This window comes from Enterobacter sp. HSTU-ASh6 (assembly GCF_026319105.1).
Classification (GTDB): Bacteria; Pseudomonadota; Gammaproteobacteria; order Enterobacterales; family Enterobacteriaceae; genus Enterobacter; species Enterobacter sichuanensis.
On sequence record NZ_WSPD01000021.1, the window covers coordinates 50,643 to 70,254 of the forward strand.

The window sequence follows — 19,612 nt, forward strand, 5'->3', positions numbered from 1 at the left end:
TTGCATGACGCGCAGTTATAGAAAAGGAACGCTGCTTGACCCGCATCGCAGTCCGGAGGAAGGAAACAATAAGAACAGCATGTGGGCGTTATTCATGATAAGAAATGTGAAAAAACAAAGACCTGTCAATCTGGATCTGAAAACGATCCGGTTCCCTGTAACAGCAATAGCGTCCATTCTGCACCGTGTTTCAGGTGTGATTACGTTTGTGGCGGTCGGCATTCTGCTGTGGTTACTGGGTACCAGCCTCTCTTCCCCTGAAGGATTCCTCCAGGCCTCGGCCATCATGAACAGCTTCTTCGTGAAATTCATCATGTGGGGCATTCTGACCGCACTGGCGTACCACGTTGTGGTGGGTGTTCGCCATATGCTGATGGACTTTGGCTATCTCGAAGAGACCTTCGAAGCCGGGAAACGCTCCGCTAACATTTCATTTGTGATTACAGTCGTGCTTTCACTTCTCGCAGGAGTTCTCGTATGGTAAGCAACGCCTCCGCATTAGGACGCAACGGCGTACATGACTTCATTCTGGTCCGTGCTACCGCCATCGTTCTCACCCTTTACATCATCTATATGATCGGTTTCTTCGCCACCAGCGGGGAGCTTACGTGGGAAATCTGGAGTGGGTTCTTCGGATCGGCCTTCACCAAAGTGTTCACCCTGCTGGCGCTGTTCTCCATCCTTATTCATGCCTGGATTGGTATGTGGCAGGTGCTGACCGATTACGTTAAACCTCTGGCGATTCGCCTCCCTCTGCAACTGGCCATTGTTGTTGCTCTGGTGGTTTACGTTATTTATGGATTTGTTGTGGTGTGGGGTGTGTAATGAAACTGCCAGTCAGAGAATTTGATGCTGTCGTCATTGGTGCGGGTGGCGCAGGTATGCGTGCCGCACTGCAAATTTCCCAGAGCGGCCAGAGCTGTGCGCTGCTCTCTAAAGTCTTCCCAACCCGTTCCCATACTGTGTCTGCGCAGGGCGGTATTACCGTTGCGCTGGGTAACTCCCATGAAGATAACTGGGAATGGCACATGTACGACACGGTAAAAGGTTCCGATTACATCGGTGACCAGGATGCCATCGAATATATGTGTAAAACCGGCCCGGAAGCGATTCTGGAGCTGGACCACATGGGTCTGCCGTTCTCCCGTCTGGAAAATGGCACCATCTATCAGCGTCCGTTTGGCGGCCAGTCGAAAAACTTCGGCGGCGAGCAGGCGGCACGTACCGCGGCGGCGGCTGACCGTACCGGTCACGCACTGCTACACACCCTGTATCAGCAGAACCTGAAAAATCACACCACCATCTTTTCCGAGTGGTACGCGCTGGATCTGGTGAAAAACGCCGATGGCGCAATCGTCGGTTGTACCGCACTGTGCATCGAAACCGGTGAAGTCGTTTACTTCAAAGCCCGCGCAACCGTGCTGGCGACCGGTGGTGCAGGCCGTATTTACCAGTCCACCACCAATGCCCACATCAACACCGGTGACGGGGTCGGTATGGCTATCCGCGCGGGCGTGCCGGTGCAGGATATGGAGATGTGGCAGTTCCACCCAACCGGTATCGCCGGTGCGGGCGTGCTGGTAACGGAAGGTTGCCGCGGTGAAGGGGGTTACCTGCTGAACAAACATGGCGAGCGCTTTATGGAGCGTTATGCCCCGAATGCGAAAGACCTGGCGGGTCGTGACGTGGTGGCGCGTTCCATCATGATCGAAATCCGTGAAGGCCGCGGCTGTGATGGCCCATGGGGTCCTCACGCGAAGCTGAAACTCGACCACCTGGGTAAAGAGGTGCTGGAATCCCGTCTGCCGGGCATCCTGGAACTGTCGCGCACCTTCGCACATGTCGACCCGGTGAAAGAGCCGATCCCTGTCATCCCAACCTGTCACTACATGATGGGCGGTATTCCGACCAAGGTGACCGGTCAGGCGCTGACCGTAAACGAGCAGGGCGAAGATGTGGTTATCCCTGGCCTGTTCGCAGTGGGCGAAATCGCCTGCGTATCGGTACACGGTGCTAACCGTCTGGGCGGCAACTCCCTGCTGGACCTGGTGGTGTTTGGTCGTGCGGTGGGTCTGCATCTGCAGGAATCCATTGCCGAGCAGGGTGCGCTGCGTGATGCGACCGACGACGAAATTGATGCCTCTCTTGAGCGCCTCAACCGCTGGAACGGTAACCGTAACGGCGAAGATCCGGTGGAAATCCGTAAAGCGCTGCAGGAGTGCATGCAGCACAACTTCTCGGTATTCCGCGAAGGCGACGCGATGGCCAAAGGTCTTGAGCAGCTGAAAGCGATCCGCGAGCGTCTCAAAAACGCCCGTCTGGATGACACCTCCAGCGAGTTCAACACCCAGCGCGTAGAGTGTCTGGAGCTGGATAACCTGATGGAAACCGCGTTCGCGACCGCGATGGCGGCAAACTTCCGTACCGAAAGCCGTGGCGCCCATAGCCGCTTCGACTTCCCGGAGCGTGACGATGAAAACTGGCTGTGCCATTCCCTGTATCTGCCAGAGTCGGAATCCATGACGCGTCGTAGCGTCAATATGGAACCGAAACTGCGTCCGGCGTTCCCGCCGAAGATTCGTACTTACTAATGCGGAGACAGGATAATGAAACTCGAATTCTCAGTTTATCGTTATAACCCGGATGTTGATGATGCTCCGCGTATGCAGGACTACACCCTGGAAGCGGAAGAAGGTCGTGACATGATGCTGCTGGATGCCTTAATCCAGCTGAAAGAGAAAGATCCGACCCTGTCGTTCCGTCGCTCATGCCGTGAAGGGGTCTGTGGCTCTGACGGTGTGAACATGAACGGCAAAAATGGCCTGGCCTGCATCACGCCAATTTCAGCGCTGCAGCGTCCGGGTCAGAAAATTGTTATCCGTCCTCTGCCAGGTCTGCCGGTCGTGCGTGATTTGGTGGTAGACATGGGGCAATTCTATGCACAATATGAGAAGATTAAGCCTTACTTATTGAATAATGGGCAAAATCCACCCGCTCGTGAGCACTTACAGTCTCCAGAGCAGCGTGAAAAACTCGATGGGTTGTACGAGTGTATTCTTTGTGCATGTTGTTCAACGTCCTGCCCGTCGTTCTGGTGGAACCCGGACAAGTTTATCGGCCCGGCCGGTCTGCTGGCTGCCTATCGCTTCCTGATCGATAGCCGCGACACCGAAACCGAAAGCCGTCTGGAAGGACTGAGTGACGCTTTCAGCGTATTCCGCTGCCATAGCATCATGAACTGCGTCAGTGTGTGTCCGAAGGGGCTGAACCCGACGCGCGCCATCGGCCATATTAAGTCGATGCTGCTGCAGCGCAGTGCGTAAGTAAATTTGCCGGACGGCGCTGCGCTTATCCGGCCTACGAGTCTGTAGGCCCGGTAAGCGTAGCGCCACCGGGCAAAATGCAGAAACCTTTAAAAACTGCCCTGAAGTTTAGACAGTTTCTAAAGGTTCCTTCGCGGGCCAAATGAAAAGAGCTCGCAGGTGAACCCCGGCACGTACACGGTGTGTACGTGGTAGTTTCTACGGCGAAAGTAAGCATAAAAATGCTTAAGGGATCACGATGCAGAACGGCGCAATGAAAGCCTGGCTGGACTCTTCTTACCTCTCTGGTGCCAACCAGAGCTGGATAGAACAGCTCTATGAAGACTTCTTAACCGATCCTGACTCAGTGGACGCAAACTGGCGTTCCATGTTCCAGCAGTTGCCTGGCACGGGAGTCAAACCGGATCAATTCCATTCCAAAACACGTGATTATTTCCGTCGTCTGGCGAAGGATGCCTCACGTTACTCTTCTGCGATTTCCGACCCTGACACCAATGCGAAGCAGGTTAAAGTCCTGCAGCTTATCAACGCTTATCGCTTCCGTGGTCACCAGCATGCGAATCTCGATCCGCTGGGACTGTGGAAACAAGACCGTGTGGCCGATCTCGATCCGGCGTATCACGATCTGACCGAGGCCGATTTCCAGGAAAGCTTTAACGTAGGTTCCTTTGCCATCGGCAAAGACACGATGAAGCTGGGCGATCTGATTGACGCGCTCAAGCAAACCTACTGCGGCTCCATCGGCGCGGAATACATGCACATTACCTCTACCGAAGAGAAACGCTGGATCCAGCAGCGCATCGAATCCGTAGCAGGCCACGCGACCTTCTCGGCTGACGAGAAAAAACGCTTCCTCAATGAACTGACGGCAGCGGAAGGGCTTGAGCGCTATCTGGGCGCGAAATTCCCGGGCGCAAAACGCTTCTCGCTGGAAGGCGGCGATGCGCTGGTGCCGATGCTGAAAGAGCTGATTCGTCACGCAGGCAAGAGCGGCACTCGTGAAGTGGTGCTGGGCATGGCGCACCGTGGTCGTCTGAACGTACTGGTCAACGTGCTGGGTAAAAAACCGCAGGACCTGTTCGACGAATTCGCGGGCAAACATAAAGAACACCTTGGCACCGGCGACGTGAAGTATCACATGGGCTTCTCGTCTGATATCGAAACCGAAGGCGGTCTGGTTCACCTGGCGCTGGCGTTTAACCCGTCACACCTGGAGATCGTCAGCCCGGTGGTTATCGGTTCCGTGCGTGCGCGTCTGGATCGTCTGGACGAGCCAAGCAGCAATAAAGTGCTGCCAATCACCATCCACGGTGATGCGGCGGTCACAGGACAGGGCGTGGTTCAGGAAACCCTGAACATGTCAAAAGCGCGTGGTTATGAAGTGGGCGGTACCGTGCGTATCGTCATCAATAACCAGGTGGGCTTCACCACCTCTAACCCGCTGGATGCGCGTTCTACCCCATACTGTACCGACATCGGTAAGATGGTTCAGGCGCCGATCTTCCACGTTAACGCGGACGATCCGGAAGCGGTCGCCTTCGTGACCCGTCTGGCGCTGGACTTCCGTAACACCTTCAAACGCGATGTGTTCATCGACCTGTTCTGCTACCGCCGTCACGGCCACAACGAAGCCGACGAGCCGAGTGCAACCCAGCCGTTGATGTACCAGAAAATCAAAAAACACCCGACCCCGCGCAAAATCTACGCTGACAAGCTGGAAAGCGAAAAAGTGGCGACGCTGGAAGATGCGACCGAGATGGTCAACCTCTACCGCGACGCGCTGGATGCAGGTGAATGCGTGGTGAAAGAGCTGCGTCCGATGAACATGCACTCCTTTACCTGGTCGCCGTACCTCAACCACGAGTGGGATGAGAGCTACCCGAACAAGGTCGAGATGAAGCGCCTGCAGGAGCTGGCTAAACGCATCAGCACCGTACCAGACGCTATTGAGATGCAGTCTCGCGTGGCGAAAATTTATGCTGATCGCCAGGCTATGGCCGCAGGCGAGAAGCTGTTCGACTGGGGCGGCGCGGAAACCCTGGCTTACGCGACACTGGTTGACGAAGGTATTCCTGTTCGTCTGTCCGGTGAAGATGCGGGCCGTGGCACCTTCTTCCACCGTCACGCGGTCGTGCATAACCAGTCCAACGGTTCAACGTACACCCCGCTGCAGCACGTGCACAACGGTCAGGGCCAGTTCAAGGTCTGGGACTCCGTGCTGTCTGAAGAAGCGGTGCTGGCCTTCGAATACGGTTACGCCACGGCTGAACCGCGTACCCTGACTATCTGGGAAGCGCAGTTCGGTGACTTCGCCAACGGTGCGCAGGTGGTTATCGACCAGTTCATCTCTTCCGGCGAGCAGAAATGGGGCCGTATGTGTGGCCTGGTGATGCTGCTGCCGCACGGTTATGAAGGTCAGGGCCCGGAACACTCCTCCGCGCGTCTGGAACGTTATCTGCAGCTCTGCGCTGAGCAGAACATGCAGGTCTGCGTACCGTCAACCCCGGCTCAGGTTTACCACATGCTGCGTCGTCAGGCGCTGCGCGGTATGCGCCGTCCGCTGGTGGTGATGTCGCCGAAATCCCTGCTGCGTCACCCGCTGGCGGTTTCCAGCCTGGATGAGCTGGCCAACGGCACCTTCCTGCCGGCTATCGGTGAAATTGATGAGCTGGATCCGCAGGCCGTGAAGCGCGTGGTGATGTGTTCTGGTAAGGTTTATTACGACCTGCTTGAACAGCGCCGTAAGAACGATCAGAAAGATGTCGCCATCGTGCGTATCGAACAGCTTTATCCGTTCCCGCACCAGGCGGTGCAGGAAGCGCTGAAACCGTACGCTCACGTACATGATTTTGTCTGGTGCCAGGAAGAGCCGCTCAACCAGGGCGCATGGTACTGCAGCCAGCATCATTTCCGTGAAGTGATTCCATTTGGGTCAGCCCTGCGCTATGCAGGTCGCCCGGCCTCCGCCTCTCCGGCGGTAGGGTATATGTCCGTTCACCAGAAGCAGCAACAAGATCTGGTCAATGACGCGCTGAACGTCGATTAATTAAAGGATACATAATGAGTAGCGTAGATATTCTTGTTCCCGACCTGCCTGAATCTGTAGCAGATGCGACCGTCGCTACCTGGCACAAAAAACCAGGCGATGCCGTTAAGCGTGATGAAGTGCTGGTAGAAATCGAAACTGACAAAGTGGTACTGGAAGTACCGGCTTCGGCGGATGGCGTTCTGGACGCAGTGCTGGAAGATGAAGGTACCACCGTCACCTCTCGTCAGATCCTGGGTCGCCTGCGTGAAGGCAACAGCGCGGGCAAAGAGTCCAGCGCGAAATCTGAAGAGAAAGCCTCTACACCGGCTCAGCGCCAGCAGGCTTCTCTGGAAGAACAGTCTAACGACGCGCTCAGCCCGGCGATCCGTCGCCTGCTGGCTGAACACAGCCTTGACCCGGCAGCCATTAAAGGTACCGGTGTGGGCGGTCGTCTGACCCGCGAAGACATCGACAAACACCTGGCGAAAGCGCCTGCTCAGGCAGAAGCGAAAGCGCCAGCGGCAGCCCCTGCAGCCCAGCCTGCTCTGGGCGCGCGCAGCGAAAAACGTGTCCCTATGACTCGCCTGCGTAAGCGTGTGGCTGAGCGTCTGCTGGAAGCGAAAAATTCCACGGCGATGCTGACCACCTTCAACGAAGTGAACATGAAGCCAATCATGGACCTGCGTAAGCAGTACGGTGACGCCTTCGAAAAACGTCACGGTATCCGTCTGGGCTTTATGTCCTTCTACGTGAAAGCGGTGGTTGAAGCGCTGAAACGCTACCCGGAAGTGAACGCGTCCATCGATGGCGATGACGTGGTTTACCACAACTACTTCGACGTCAGCATGGCGGTTTCGACCCCGCGTGGCCTGGTGACCCCGGTCCTGCGTGATGTTGATACCCTGGGTATGGCTGACATTGAGAAAAATATCAAAGAGCTGGCTGTGAAAGGCCGCGACGGCAAGCTGACCGTAGAAGACCTGACCGGCGGTAACTTCACCATTACCAACGGCGGTGTATTCGGTTCACTGATGTCTACCCCAATCATCAACCCGCCGCAGAGCGCGATCCTGGGTATGCATGCCATTAAAGATCGTCCTATGGCGGTAGACGGTAAAGTGGAGATCCTGCCAATGATGTACCTGGCGCTCTCTTACGACCACCGCCTGATCGACGGCCGCGAATCCGTGGGCTTCCTGGTCGCCATTAAAGAGCTGCTGGAAGATCCAACGCGTCTGCTGCTGGACGTCTAGTAACCATTTAGCATCACCTGCCCTGTAGGCCGGATAAGCGTAGCGCCATCCGGCACACAGATCGCGCCGGTCTACAGGTTTGAAGATAACGATTACCCTGAAGGATGGATAGAACACATGAACTTACATGAATATCAGGCCAAACAGCTGTTTGCCCGGTATGGCTTACCGGCTCCGGTGGGTTATGCCTGTACTACCCCGCGTGAAGCAGAAGAAGCCGCATCTAAAATCGGTTCCGGCCCGTGGGTAGTTAAGTGTCAGGTTCACGCTGGTGGCCGTGGTAAAGCGGGCGGTGTGAAGGTTGTTAAGAGCAAAGAAGAGATTCGTGCGTTTGCTGAACATTGGCTCGGCAAGCGTCTGGTGACCTACCAGACAGATGCGAACGGCCAGCCGGTTAACCAGATCCTGGTTGAAGCGGCGACTGATATCGCGAAAGAGCTGTACCTGGGCGCGGTGGTTGACCGTAGCTCCCGTCGCGTGGTGTTCATGGCGTCTACTGAAGGCGGCGTGGAAATCGAAAAAGTGGCGGAAGAGACCCCACACCTGATCCACAAAGTGGCTATCGATCCGCTGGCAGGTCCAATGCCTTACCAGGGTCGTGAGCTGGCGTTTAAACTGGGCCTGGAAGGTAAACTGGTTCAGCAGTTCACCAAGATCTTCATGGGCCTGGCGACGATCTTCCTGGAGCGTGACCTGGCGCTGATCGAGATCAACCCGCTGGTGATCACCACTCAGGGCGATCTGATCTGCCTCGACGGCAAACTTGGCGCTGACGGTAACGCTCTGTTCCGCCAGCCGGACCTGCGTGAAATGCGCGACCAGTCTCAGGAAGATCCACGTGAAGCGCAGGCTGCACAGTGGGAGCTGAACTACGTGGCGCTGGATGGCAACATCGGCTGCATGGTTAACGGTGCGGGCCTGGCAATGGGCACCATGGACATCGTTAAGCTGCACGGCGGTGAGCCAGCAAACTTCCTCGACGTAGGCGGTGGCGCAACCAAAGAGCGCGTAACCGAAGCGTTCAAAATCATTCTCTCCGACGACAATGTGAAGGCCGTTCTGGTTAACATCTTCGGCGGCATCGTACGTTGCGACCTGATCGCTGACGGTATCATCGGTGCGGTAGAAGAAGTGGGTGTTAACGTTCCGGTTGTTGTACGTCTGGAAGGTAACAACGCTGAACTCGGCGCGAAAAAACTGGCTGACAGCGGCCTGAATATTATTGCAGCGAAAAGTCTGACGGATGCAGCTCAGCAGGTTGTTGCCGCAGTGGAGGGGAAATAATGTCAGTTTTAATTAATAAAGATACCAAGGTTATCTGCCAGGGCTTCACCGGTAGCCAGGGGACTTTCCACTCCGAACAGGCGATTGCCTACGGTACGCAGATGGTTGGCGGCGTAACGCCAGGTAAAGGCGGTACCACGCACCTGGGTCTGCCGGTGTTCAACACCGTGCGTGAAGCTGTAGAAGCGACGGGCGCTACCGCGACCGTGATCTACGTTCCGGCTCCGTTCTGCAAAGACTCTATTCTGGAAGCCATCGATGCAGGCATTAAGCTTATTATCACCATCACTGAAGGCATCCCGACGCTGGATATGCTGACCGTGAAAGTGAAGCTGGACGAAGCGGGCGTGCGCATGATCGGCCCGAACTGCCCAGGCGTTATCACCCCGGGCGAATGCAAAATCGGCATCATGCCGGGCCACATTCATAAGCCGGGCAAAGTGGGGATCGTTTCCCGTTCCGGTACCCTGACCTATGAAGCGGTTAAGCAGACGACCGATTACGGCTTCGGCCAGTCCACCTGTGTGGGCATCGGCGGTGACCCAATCCCGGGCTCTAACTTCATCGACATCCTGAAGCTGTTCCAGGAAGATCCACAGACCGAAGCGATCGTCATGATCGGTGAGATCGGTGGTAGCGCGGAAGAAGAAGCGGCTGCTTACATCAAAGAACACGTGACCAAGCCTGTTGTCGGTTACATCGCGGGCGTGACTGCACCGAAAGGTAAACGTATGGGTCACGCAGGCGCAATCATCGCCGGTGGTAAAGGTACGGCTGATGAGAAATTTGCCGCGCTGGAAGCCGCAGGCGTGAAAACCGTTCGCAGCCTGGCGGATATCGGCGAAGCACTGAAATCCATCATTAAGTAAGTCCTCTCTGCTCCCCGGAAGGGGGGCGTTGCAGTATAAAAAATGTCCGTTTCGACATGGTTGGCCGCTGTAAAGCGGCCTTTTTTATTGCCTGCCGGGCGTCATGCAATAGTCACAACTGGGTGTTAATTAGAGAGGATGCAAAAGTAAAATAATTGTTATTTATTTGCCTTAGGAGAGCAGATGGAAAAAAACAAAAAACGTACTAAAATTTATGTCCTGAATAAATCAGTCATTAAGCATTACTAAGTTAATAAAAATCACTTCTGTTTATATTCATCCGTTGATTCGATAACCTTAATTGTATTTCATATACATATCTTTAACATGGTTTTTACCATGTTCACCACATCAAAACACAATTAACACATAGAATTGTTTTTGATTTAAATCAATGTTTAATCCTTGGAAAAAGGCGCCGAAAAGCGCTAAATTGTTCCCGATCAAAATGGCCGAAAAGTGGTAATTTTGCTATAAATTGATCGCCGTCGAAAAACGTAAATATGATTCAATAAAAACCTGTTTATTGTAAGGGTTTTGCAGCGTATTATATTTACGGGATCAATTTGAGTTTTTTATTAACGTATTCGTAACCTCACGTCATCGTTTTTATCCTCCCTCAGGGTAATAACGACGACAAGGATGCGAATAATTTGTATTGGGGCATGCGTGTGGGTCTCGTTCTGACGGGGTTCACTCTCGGAGTCTTCATGCGATGAGCAAGGAGTCATGATGTTAGATATAGTCGAACTGTCGCGCTTACAGTTTGCCTTGACCGCGATGTACCACTTCCTGTTTGTGCCACTGACGCTTGGTATGGCGTTCCTGCTGGCCATCATGGAAACGGTATACGTTCTCTCCGGCAAACAGATTTATAAAGATATGACCAAGTTCTGGGGCAAGTTGTTTGGTATCAACTTTGCGCTGGGCGTGGCAACCGGTCTGACCATGGAGTTCCAGTTCGGGACTAACTGGTCTTACTATTCTCACTATGTAGGGGATATTTTCGGTGCGCCGCTGGCCATTGAAGGTCTGATGGCCTTCTTCCTCGAATCCACCTTTGTAGGTCTGTTCTTCTTCGGTTGGGACCGTCTGGGTAAAGTCCAGCATATGGCGGTGACCTGGCTGGTGGCATTAGGTTCGAACCTGTCCGCGCTGTGGATCCTGGTCGCGAACGGCTGGATGCAGAACCCTATCGCGTCTGATTTCAACTTCGAAACCATGCGTATGGAGATGGTCAGCTTTGCCGAGCTGGTCCTGAACCCGGTAGCACAGGTTAAATTCGTCCACACCGTGGCTTCCGGCTATGTGTGCGGCGCGATGTTTGTGCTGGGCATCAGCTCTTATTACATGCTGCGTGGTCGTGACTTCGCCTTTGCCAAGCGCTCCTTTGCTATCGCTGCAAGCTTCGGTATGGCTGCCATCCTCTCTGTTATCGTTCTGGGTGATGAATCCGGTTACGAAATGGGTGACGTGCAGAAAACCAAACTGGCCGCAATTGAAGCCGAATGGGAAACGCAACCGGCACCTGCTGCCTTTACGCTGTTCGGTATCCCCGATCAGGATGCGCAGGAAAACCGCTTCGCGATTCAGATCCCTTACGCGCTGGGTATCATCGCAACCCGTTCTGTTGATAAGCAGGTGACGGGTCTGAAAGAGCTGATGGTTCAGCATGAAGAGCGTATCCGTAACGGTATGAAAGCCTACTCGCTGCTGGAACAGCTGCGTGCCGGCTCGACAGACCAGGCTGTTCGTGACCAGTTCAATACCGTGAAGAAAGATCTCGGTTACGGTCTGCTCCTGAAACGTTATACCCCGAATGTTTCTGATGCGACGGAAGCGCAGATCCAGATGGCAACCAAAGACTCCATTCCGCGTGTTGCACCGCTGTACTTTGCGTTCCGTATCATGGTGGGCTGCGGCGTCATCATGCTGCTGATCATTGCGGCGTCCTTCTGGTCTGTGATTCGTAATCGCATCGGCGAGAAAAAATGGCTGCTGCGTACCGCGCTGTACGGTATTCCACTGCCGTGGATCGCGATTGAATCTGGCTGGTTTGTTGCGGAGTATGGCCGTCAGCCATGGGCGATTGGTGAGGTACTGCCAACGGCAGTGGCGAACTCTTCCCTGACAGCGGGCGACCTGATCTTCTCCATGCTGCTGATTTGTGGTCTGTACACCCTGTTCCTGGTGGCTGAACTGTTCCTGATGTTCAAGTTCGCGCGCCTTGGCCCGAGCAGCCTGAAAACCGGTCGCTATCACTACGAGCAGTCCACTGCGACTACTCAGCCGGCACGCTAAGACAGGAGTCATCAAATGATCGATTATGAAGTATTACGTTTTATCTGGTGGCTGTTGGTCGGCGTTCTGCTGATCGGTTTTGCCGTCACGGATGGTTTCGACATGGGGGTGGGGATGCTCACCCGTTTCCTCGGTCGTAATGACACCGAGCGTCGAATCATGATCAACTCCATCGCCCCGCACTGGGACGGTAACCAGGTGTGGCTGATCACCGCTGGCGGCGCGCTGTTCGCTGCCTGGCCGATGGTCTACGCGGCTGCGTTCTCCGGTTTCTATGTGGCGATGATTCTGGTGCTGGCCTCTTTATTCTTCCGTCCGGTCGGTTTCGACTACCGTTCCAAGATTGAAGATACCCGCTGGCGCAACCTGTGGGACTGGGGCATCTTTATCGGTAGCTTCGTTCCGCCGCTGGTGATTGGCGTGGCCTTTGGTAACCTGCTGCAGGGCGTACCGTTCCACATGGACGAGTACATGCGTCTTTACTACACCGGTAACTTCTTCCAGCTGCTGAATCCGTTTGGTCTGCTGGCAGGTATCGTGAGCGTGGCGATGATCATCACGCAGGGCGCAACCTACCTGCAGATGCGTACCGTGGGTGAACTGCACCTGCGTTCTCGCGCGACGGCTCAGGTTGCCGCGCTGGTTACGCTGGTCTGCTTCGCGCTGGCCGGTGTGTGGGTGGTGTACGGCATTGATGGCTACGTGGTCACGTCCGCTATCAACCACGCAGCGCCGTCTAACCCGCTGACTAAAGAAGTCGCGCGTCAGGCAGGTGCATGGCTGGTGAACTTCAACAATACGCCTGTTCTGTGGGTTGTCCCTGCACTGGGTGTGTTGCTGCCGCTGCTGACCGTGCTGACGTCTCGCCTGGAGAAAGGCGCCCTGGCGTTCGTGTTCTCTTCACTGACGCTGGCGTGCATCATCCTGACTGCGGGTATCGCCATGTTCCCATTCGTCATGCCATCCAGCACCATGCTGAATGCTAGCCTGACCATGTGGGATGCAACCTCCAGCCATATGACGCTGAACCTGATGACCTATGTTGCTTGCGTGTTCGTTCCGATTGTTCTGGCCTACACCATCTGGTGTTACTGGAAAATGTTCGGACGTATTACTAAAGAGCATATCGAAAGCAACACCCACTCTATGTACTAAGTAAGGAGCTGAATATGTGGTACTTCGCATGGATTTTAGGGACGCTTCTTGCCTGTGCTTTTGGTGTCATCACTGCCCTGGCGCTTGAGCACGTTGAAGCGACCAAAGCAGGTGAAGAAAAACACTGATGAATATTATCGCGACACTTTACGCGGTAATGGATAAGCGCCCGTTACGGGCGCTTTCTTTAGTGATGGCATTACTGCTGGCAGGTTGTATCTTCTGGGACCCTTCGCGCTTTGCAGCGAAAACCAGCGAGCTGGAAATCTGGCATGGCTTCCTCATTATGTGGGCGGTGTGCGCAGGTGTGATCCACGGCGTGGGCTTTCGCCCGAAAGCCATTCACTGGCAGGGGATTTTTTGCCCCCTCATTGCCGATCTGGTGCTTCTCGCAGGTTTGATTTTCTTCTTCTTCTGAATAAGAAATGTCCGTTAACGTTATGGGCTTACCCGAGCCCATAAAAATTTACTCTCCGTTTACTTTCTCCCATTCCAAACCATCTTTCCCGCGCGTATAGTAGCGAAGTTTAAAAGCTCTAACTTTTGTTGCATTACTGGGATGTAAAGTGAATACAACGCTGTTTCGATGGCCGGTTCGTGTCTATTACGAAGATACCGATGCCGGTGGTGTGGTTTACCACGCCAGCTACGTTGCTTTTTATGAACGGGCACGCACAGAGATGCTGCGCCATCATCACTTTAGTCAACAGGTGCTGTTGGCTGAGCGAGTTGCCTTCGTGGTACGCAAGATGACGCTTGAGTATTTTGCGCCTGCCAGACTCGACGATATGCTCGAAGTCCAAACTGAAATTACATCAATGCGCGGGACCTCACTGGTTTTCACGCAGCGGATAGTCAACGCAGAGAACACCGTACTGAACTCAGCTGAAGTACTGATTGTTTGTGTTGATCCAACCATAATGAAGCCTCGTGCGCTTCCTAAGTCTATTGTCGCGGAGTTTAAGCAGTGACTGACATGAATATCCTTGATTTGTTCCTGAAGGCAAGCCTTCTGGTTAAACTTATCATGTTGATTTTGATTGGTTTTTCAATCGCATCCTGGGCCATCATCATCCAGAGAACGCGTATCCTCAATGCTGCTGGCCGTGAAGCAGAAGCGTTTGAAGATAAGTTCTGGTCGGGCATTGAGCTTTCTCGTCTGTATCAGGAAAGCCAGGGACGCCGTGAAAACCTGACCGGCTCCGAGCAAATTTTTTATAGCGGCTTCAAAGAGTTCGCCCGTCTTCACCGCGCAAATAATCATGCGCCGGAAGCGGTTGTGGAAGGGGCCTCGCGTGCCATGCGTATCTCGATGAACCGAGAGCTGGAAAATCTTGAAACCCACATTCCTTTCCTCGGTACTGTCGGTTCCATCAGCCCGTATATCGGCCTGTTTGGTACGGTGTGGGGCATCATGCACGCCTTTATCGCGCTGGGCGCGGTGAAGCAGGCGACGCTGCAGATGGTTGCCCCGGGTATTGCAGAAGCACTGATTGCGACCGCTATCGGTCTGTTTGCGGCAATCCCGGCGGTTATGGCTTACAACCGTCTGAACCAGCGCGTGAACAAACTGGAATTGAACTACGACAACTTTATGGAAGAGTTCACTGCGATTCTGCACCGTCAGGCGTTTACCAGCACCGAGAGCAACAAGGGGTAAACCATGGCCAGATCGCGTGGACGAGGTCGTCGCGAGCTCAAGTCCGAAATCAATATCGTTCCACTGCTGGACGTTCTGTTGGTACTGCTGCTGATCTTCATGGCGACAGCGCCAATCATTACCCAGAGCGTGGAAGTGGATCTGCCGGATGCGACAGAATCACAGGCGGTAAGCACCAATGACGATCCTCCGGTTATCATTGAGGTTTCCGGCGTAGGGCAATATAGCGTCGTGGTTGAAAAAGATCGTATGGATCAGCTTCCACCTGAACAGGTCATTGCTGAAGCGCAGCGTCGCCTGGAGTCAAATCCGAAAACGGTCTTCTTAATCGGTGGCGCGAAAGACGTACCCTACGATGAAATTATTAAAGCGCTGAACTTGCTACATAGTGCGGGTGTTAAGTCAGTTGGCTTAATGACTCAGCCTATTTGATCATCCGCGTAGTTTTTGGGAACCGATAGTGTCAAAGGCAACCGAACAGAACGACAAGCTTAAGCGAGCGATAATCGTCTCCGCAGTGCTGCATGTGATTCTCTTTGCAGGGCTGATCTGGAGTTCGTTCGACGAGCATATTGATGCATCAGGCGGCGGTGGCGGTTCTTCCATTGACGCCGTAATGGTGGATCCCGGTGCGGTCGTGCAGAACTATAACCGTCAGCAACAGCAGCAGGCGAGTGCAAAACGAGCTGAAGAGCAGCGTGAAAAACAGGCGCAACAGCAAGCGGAAGAACTGCGTGAAAAGCAGGCCGCTGAGCAGGAGCGTCTGAAGCAGCTTGAAAAAGAACGTTTGCAGGCCCAGGAAGCGGCGAAAGAGCAGGCACAGCAGCAGAAGCAAGCTGAAGAGGCCGCGAAGAAAGCCCAGGAACAGCAAAAGCAGGCGGAAGAGGCGGCAGCGAAAGCCGCAGCGGATGCAAAAGCACAGGCTGATGCCCAGGCGAAATTAGCGGCAGAAGCGGCGAAGAAAGCTGCTGCCGACGCCCAGAAGAAAGCCGAAGCGGAAGCCGCGAAGAAAGCCGCTGCTGATGCCCAGAAGAAAGCTGAAGCCGAAGCCGCGAAGAAAGCCGCTGCCGATGCTCAGAAGAAGGCTGAAGCCGAAGCTGCGAAAAAAGCCGCTGCTGATGCTCAGAAGAAAGCTGAAGCAGAAGCCGCGAAGAAAGCCGCTCAGGAAGCAGAGAAGAAAGCTGCTGCCGAGGCTGCGAAGAAAGCGGCTGCTGCAGAGAAAGCCGCGGCAGAAAAAGCCGCTGCTGACAAAAAAGCTGCAGCTGAGAAGGCCGCTGCCGATAAGAAAGCAGCAGCTGAAAAAGCGGCTGCTAAAAAGGCTGCCGCCGCTGAAAAAGCCGCTGCTGCCGCAGGGGTTGACGATCTGCTGGGCGATTTGAGCTCCGGTAAGAATGCGCCGAAAACGGGCGGTGGGGCGAAAGGAAGTAATGCTGCTCCTGCGGGAAGTGGTAACACTAAGAACAACGGTGCTTCTGGCGCTGAAATCAATGACTATAAGAACCAGATTGCTGCGGCTATAGCCAGCAGGCTTAACGATAAATCATTGTATACCGGGAAAACGTGCAGACTGCATATTAAACTGGCTACTGATGGTATGGTGCTGAGCGTTGAGTCAGAAGGTGGAGATGAAGCATTGTGCCAGGCTGCGCTTGTTGCGGTTAACCAGGCAAAATTGCCTAAACCACCGAGCCAGGCTGTGTATGAGGTATTCAAAGATGCCTCGCTGAACTTTAAGCCATGAGCAAAATGGCAGCGGTTTATGTTGGCGAGTTCTGATAGTTTTGTGTAAATGAGTTTGTTAACCTTCTGCTAAATTATCCAGGGCGAATTGTTCGGATAAGGGAGATATGATGAAGCAGGCATTACGATTAGCGTTTGGTTTTTTAGTACTGTTGACTGCAACAGTACATGCAACAGTCAGCATTGACATTACAGACTGGAACGACTCGGCACGCCCAATCGGTGTTGTTCCGTTCCAGTGGGCCGGTTCTGGCGCTGCACCTGAAGATGCCGGTGGCATCGTGGCGGCTGACCTGCGTAACAGCGGTAAATTCAACCCGTTAGATCGTTCTCGTCTGCCTCAGCAGCCGGGTAGCGCGCAGGAAGTTCAGCCTGCGGCATGGTCTGCACTCGGAATTGATGCCGTAGTTGTGGGGCAGGTTACCCCTAACCCGGACGGCTCTTACAATGTGGCCTGGCAGCTGGTGGATACCGGCGGTGCACCAGGTACCGTTCTGGCACAGAACTCTTACAAGGTCACTAAACAGTACCTGCGCTATGCGGCACACGCAGCCAGCGATGCGGTATTCGAAAAACTGACCGGCATTAAAGGTGCGTTCCGTACCCGTATTGCTTACGTGGTACAGACCAACGGTGGTCAGTTCCCGTATGAGCTGCGCGTATCTGACTACGATGGTTACAACCAGTTCCTGGTGAAGCGTTCTTCCCAGCCTCTGATGTCTCCAGCCTGGTCTCCGGACGGCTCTAAACTGGCCTATGTCACCTTCGAAAGCGGCCGTTCTGCGCTGGTTATCCAGACGCTGGCTAACGGTGCAGTTCGTCAGGTGGCGTCGTTCCCTCGCCACAACGGTGCGCCGTCGTTCTCTCCGGACGGGTCTAAACTGGCGTTTGCGCTGTCTAAAACCGGTAGCCTGAACCTGTACGTAATGGACATTGGCTCTGGCCAGATCCGTCAGGTAACCGACGGTCGCAGCAACAACACTGAACCTTCATGGTTCCCGGACAGTCAAAACCTGGCGTTTACCTCTGACCAGGCTGGCCGTCCACAAATCTACAAAGTAAACATCAACGGCGGTGCTCCGCAGCGTATTACCTGGGAAGGTTCTCAGAACCAGAACTCAGACGTGAGCAGCGACGGTAAATTTATGGTAATGGTAAGCTCCAACGGTGGGCAGCAACACATTGCCAAACAAGATCTGGTAGCGGGTGGCGTGCAAGTTCTGTCGTCAACGTTCCTGGATGAAACGCCAAGTCTGGCACCTAACGGCACTATGGTAATCTACAGCTCTTCTCAGGGGATGGGATCTGTGCTGAATCTGGTTTCTACAGATGGGCGTTTCAAAGCGCGTATTCCGGCAACTGATGGACAGGTAAAATCACCTGCCTGGTCGCCGTATCTGTAAATAATAATTAATTGATTACTAAAGGAATCATAGAAATGCAACTGAACAAAGTGCTGAAGGGGCTGATGATCGCTCTGCCTGTAATGGCAATCGCAGCGTGTTCTTCTAACAAGAACGCCAGCAATGACCAGAGCGGCGAAGGCATGATGGGTGCCGGCACCGGTATGGACGCGAACGGCAATGGCAACATGTCTTCTGAAGAGCAAGCGCGTCTTCAGATGCAGCAGCTGCAGCAGAACAACATCGTTTACTTCGATCTGGATAAATACGACATCCGTTCTGACTTCGCTGCGATGCTGGATGCTCACGCTAACTTCCTGCGTAGCAACCCATCTTACAAAGTCACCGTAGAAGGTCACGCGGACGAACGTGGTACTCCAGAGTACAACATCTCCCTGGGTGAACGTCGTGCTAACGCTGTTAAAATGTACCTGCAGGGTAAAGGCGTTTCTGCTGACCAGATCTCCATCGTTTCTTACGGTAAAGAAAAACCTGCAGTACTGGGTCACGACGAAGCGGCTTACTCCAAAAACCGTCGTGCCGTACTGGTTTACTAAGAGAATTGCATGAGCAGTAACTTCAGACATCAACTGTTGAGTCTGTCGTTACTGGTTGGAATAGCGGCCCCCTGGGCCGCTTTTGCTCAGGCACCAATCAGTAGTGTCGGCTCAGGCTCGGTAGAAGACCGGGTCACTCAACTCGAGCGTATTTCAAACGCTCACAGCCAGCTTTTAACCCAACTCCAGCAACAACTTTCCGATAACCAAAACGATATTGACTCTCTTCGCGGACAGATTCAGGAAAGCCAGTATCAGCTTAACCAGGTTGTGGAACGTCAGAAGCAAATCTTGTTGCAAATAGATAGCCTGAGCAGCGGTGGTGCAGCGCAAGCACAGCCAGCCGCGGGCGATCAGAGCGGGGCGGCAACCTCTGCGCCGGCAGCGGATGCATCTGCTTCAACAGGCGCGCCTGTACAGAGCGGTGATGCGAATACCGATTACAACGCGGCCATTGCCCTGGTGCAGGATCAATCTCGTCAGGATGACGCGCTTGTTGCGTTTCAGAACTTCGTTAAGAAATACCCTGATTCCACTTATCAGCCGAATGCGAATTACTGGCTTGGTCAGTTGAATTACAACAAGGGTAAAAAGGACGATGCGGCGTTTTATTTTGCCTCAGTGGTGAAAAACTATCCGAAATCGCCAAAAGCGCCTGATGCGATGTACAAAGTGGGCGTAATCATGCAGGACAAAGGCGACACTGCGAAGGCCAAAGCGGTTTACCAGCAGGTGGTTGCAAAATTCCCGGGCACCGAAGGTGCTAAGCAGGCGCAAAAACGTCTGAATTCGATGGGATGATTACCGCATGACCAGAAATCGCGTTATTTCTGGTCGTGCCGCATGATTACTAAGCAGTTAAGTGATCTTCATCGAAATTTTTGTTGCGCTGAATTCTTAAATCAGTAATATATGCCGCCGTTGCCACGGGATATCAAACAACGTGAAAACAGCGTAAAAGTGGGTCGTTAGCTCAGTTGGTAGAGCAGTTGACTTTTAATCAATTGGTCGCAGGTTCGAATCCTGCACGACCCACCAC

The 19,612-nt window shown here is 53.9% G+C and carries 19 protein-coding genes and 1 tRNA gene; all 20 read left to right on the forward strand.

What is annotated here, in order from left to right; genetic code table 11:
* Positions 1–79: 79 nt before the first annotated feature.
* The 20 genes from sdhC to GM298_RS20215 all read left to right on the forward strand — a co-directional run bounded on the left by sdhC (position 80) and on the right by GM298_RS20215 (position 19,611).
* The gene (gene sdhC / locus GM298_RS20120) at positions 80–484 is read left to right on the forward strand and encodes a succinate dehydrogenase cytochrome b556 subunit (RefSeq protein ID WP_020684965.1); all 405 of its coding nucleotides are present in this window, start codon (positions 80–82) and stop codon (positions 482–484) included.
* The gene (gene sdhD / locus GM298_RS20125) at positions 478–825 is read left to right on the forward strand and encodes a succinate dehydrogenase membrane anchor subunit (RefSeq protein ID WP_012016623.1); all 348 of its coding nucleotides are present in this window, start codon (positions 478–480) and stop codon (positions 823–825) included. The genes sdhC and sdhD overlap by 7 nt, the downstream gene beginning before the upstream one ends.
* Complete coding sequence (gene sdhA, locus GM298_RS20130) at positions 825–2,591, forward strand: succinate dehydrogenase flavoprotein subunit (RefSeq protein ID WP_025756374.1); 1,767 nt, start codon at positions 825–827, stop codon at positions 2,589–2,591. Before sdhD ends, sdhA begins: the two co-directional genes overlap by 1 nt.
* Before the next feature lie 15 nt (positions 2,592–2,606).
* On the forward strand, positions 2,607–3,323 hold the full coding sequence (gene sdhB / locus GM298_RS20135; protein WP_014883037.1) for a succinate dehydrogenase iron-sulfur subunit SdhB: 717 nt from the start codon (positions 2,607–2,609) through the stop codon (positions 3,321–3,323).
* 238 nt (positions 3,324–3,561) lie between these two features.
* A complete protein-coding gene (gene sucA / locus GM298_RS20140; RefSeq protein ID WP_045286158.1) occupies positions 3,562–6,369 on the forward strand; it encodes a 2-oxoglutarate dehydrogenase E1 component in 2,808 nt (935 codons plus the stop codon).
* 14 nt (positions 6,370–6,383) lie between these two features.
* Entirely contained in the window at positions 6,384–7,604 is a 1,221-nt protein-coding gene (gene odhB, locus GM298_RS20145; protein WP_047958039.1) for a 2-oxoglutarate dehydrogenase complex dihydrolipoyllysine-residue succinyltransferase, read from the forward strand.
* Positions 7,605–7,721: 117 nt separating this feature from the next.
* Entirely contained in the window at positions 7,722–8,888 is a 1,167-nt protein-coding gene (gene sucC, locus GM298_RS20150) for an ADP-forming succinate--CoA ligase subunit beta (protein WP_006809579.1), read from the forward strand.
* Positions 8,888–9,757 carry a succinate--CoA ligase subunit alpha gene (sucD, locus tag GM298_RS20155; RefSeq protein WP_008501094.1) on the forward strand — a complete coding sequence of 290 codons (870 nt, stop codon included), beginning with the start codon at positions 8,888–8,890 and terminating at the stop codon, positions 9,755–9,757. Before sucC ends, sucD begins: the two co-directional genes overlap by 1 nt.
* A gap of 732 nt (positions 9,758–10,489) precedes the next feature.
* Positions 10,490–12,058 (forward strand): cytochrome ubiquinol oxidase subunit I, encoded by a 1,569-nt coding sequence (gene cydA / locus GM298_RS20160; RefSeq protein ID WP_025757209.1) that lies wholly within the window; start codon positions 10,490–10,492, stop codon positions 12,056–12,058.
* A gap of 15 nt (positions 12,059–12,073) precedes the next feature.
* Positions 12,074–13,213, forward strand: coding sequence for a cytochrome d ubiquinol oxidase subunit II (gene cydB, locus GM298_RS20165; RefSeq protein ID WP_059386061.1), 1,140 nt, complete (start codon positions 12,074–12,076; stop codon positions 13,211–13,213).
* 14 nt (positions 13,214–13,227) lie between these two features.
* Entirely contained in the window at positions 13,228–13,341 is a 114-nt protein-coding gene (cydX, locus tag GM298_RS20170; protein WP_003858598.1) for a cytochrome bd-I oxidase subunit CydX, read from the forward strand.
* Positions 13,341–13,631, forward strand: a complete 291-nt coding sequence (gene ybgE / locus GM298_RS20175; protein ID WP_014831116.1) for a cyd operon protein YbgE — start codon at positions 13,341–13,343, stop codon at positions 13,629–13,631. Before cydX ends, ybgE begins: the two co-directional genes overlap by 1 nt.
* A gap of 148 nt (positions 13,632–13,779) precedes the next feature.
* Positions 13,780–14,184, forward strand: a complete 405-nt coding sequence (gene ybgC, locus GM298_RS20180; RefSeq protein WP_003858593.1) for a tol-pal system-associated acyl-CoA thioesterase — start codon at positions 13,780–13,782, stop codon at positions 14,182–14,184.
* Entirely contained in the window at positions 14,181–14,873 is a 693-nt protein-coding gene (tolQ, locus tag GM298_RS20185) for a Tol-Pal system protein TolQ (RefSeq protein WP_008501101.1), read from the forward strand. Before ybgC ends, tolQ begins: the two co-directional genes overlap by 4 nt.
* A 3-nt stretch (positions 14,874–14,876) precedes the next feature.
* On the forward strand, positions 14,877–15,305 hold the full coding sequence (gene tolR / locus GM298_RS20190) for a colicin uptake protein TolR (protein ID WP_003858589.1): 429 nt from the start codon (positions 14,877–14,879) through the stop codon (positions 15,303–15,305).
* A 28-nt stretch (positions 15,306–15,333) separates the two neighbouring features.
* A complete protein-coding gene (tolA, locus tag GM298_RS20195; protein ID WP_126801399.1) occupies positions 15,334–16,614 on the forward strand; it encodes a cell envelope integrity protein TolA in 1,281 nt (426 codons plus the stop codon).
* 109 nt (positions 16,615–16,723) lie between these two features.
* Positions 16,724–18,016 (forward strand): Tol-Pal system beta propeller repeat protein TolB, encoded by a 1,293-nt coding sequence (tolB, locus tag GM298_RS20200; RefSeq protein ID WP_025757211.1) that lies wholly within the window; start codon positions 16,724–16,726, stop codon positions 18,014–18,016.
* A gap of 35 nt (positions 18,017–18,051) precedes the next feature.
* A complete protein-coding gene (gene pal / locus GM298_RS20205; protein ID WP_003858578.1) occupies positions 18,052–18,573 on the forward strand; it encodes a peptidoglycan-associated lipoprotein Pal in 522 nt (173 codons plus the stop codon).
* A 9-nt stretch (positions 18,574–18,582) separates the two neighbouring features.
* On the forward strand, positions 18,583–19,374 hold the full coding sequence (gene cpoB, locus GM298_RS20210) for a cell division protein CpoB (RefSeq protein ID WP_025757212.1): 792 nt from the start codon (positions 18,583–18,585) through the stop codon (positions 19,372–19,374).
* A gap of 161 nt (positions 19,375–19,535) precedes the next feature.
* Positions 19,536–19,611: transfer RNA gene (locus GM298_RS20215), tRNA-Lys, on the forward strand.
* Position 19,612 lies beyond the last annotated feature (1 nt).

Coding starts and splice junctions, on each gene's coding strand:
- sdhD (WP_012016623.1), top strand. CDS start 478: ATGGTAAGCAACGCCTCCGCATTAGGACGCAACGGCGTACATGACTTC.
- cpoB (WP_025757212.1), top strand. CDS start 18,583: ATGAGCAGTAACTTCAGACATCAACTGTTGAGTCTGTCGTTACTGGTT.
- sdhB (WP_014883037.1), top strand. CDS start 2,607: ATGAAACTCGAATTCTCAGTTTATCGTTATAACCCGGATGTTGATGAT.
- tolB (WP_025757211.1), top strand. CDS start 16,724: ATGAAGCAGGCATTACGATTAGCGTTTGGTTTTTTAGTACTGTTGACT.
- sucA (WP_045286158.1), top strand. CDS start 3,562: ATGCAGAACGGCGCAATGAAAGCCTGGCTGGACTCTTCTTACCTCTCT.
- odhB (WP_047958039.1), top strand. CDS start 6,384: ATGAGTAGCGTAGATATTCTTGTTCCCGACCTGCCTGAATCTGTAGCA.
- ybgE (WP_014831116.1), top strand. CDS start 13,341: ATGAATATTATCGCGACACTTTACGCGGTAATGGATAAGCGCCCGTTA.
- cydX (WP_003858598.1), top strand. CDS start 13,228: ATGTGGTACTTCGCATGGATTTTAGGGACGCTTCTTGCCTGTGCTTTT.
- cydB (WP_059386061.1), top strand. CDS start 12,074: ATGATCGATTATGAAGTATTACGTTTTATCTGGTGGCTGTTGGTCGGC.
- tolR (WP_003858589.1), top strand. CDS start 14,877: ATGGCCAGATCGCGTGGACGAGGTCGTCGCGAGCTCAAGTCCGAAATC.
- sdhA (WP_025756374.1), top strand. CDS start 825: ATGAAACTGCCAGTCAGAGAATTTGATGCTGTCGTCATTGGTGCGGGT.
- sdhC (WP_020684965.1), top strand. CDS start 80: ATGTGGGCGTTATTCATGATAAGAAATGTGAAAAAACAAAGACCTGTC.
- sucC (WP_006809579.1), top strand. CDS start 7,722: ATGAACTTACATGAATATCAGGCCAAACAGCTGTTTGCCCGGTATGGC.
- pal (WP_003858578.1), top strand. CDS start 18,052: ATGCAACTGAACAAAGTGCTGAAGGGGCTGATGATCGCTCTGCCTGTA.
- cydA (WP_025757209.1), top strand. CDS start 10,490: ATGTTAGATATAGTCGAACTGTCGCGCTTACAGTTTGCCTTGACCGCG.
- sucD (WP_008501094.1), top strand. CDS start 8,888: ATGTCAGTTTTAATTAATAAAGATACCAAGGTTATCTGCCAGGGCTTC.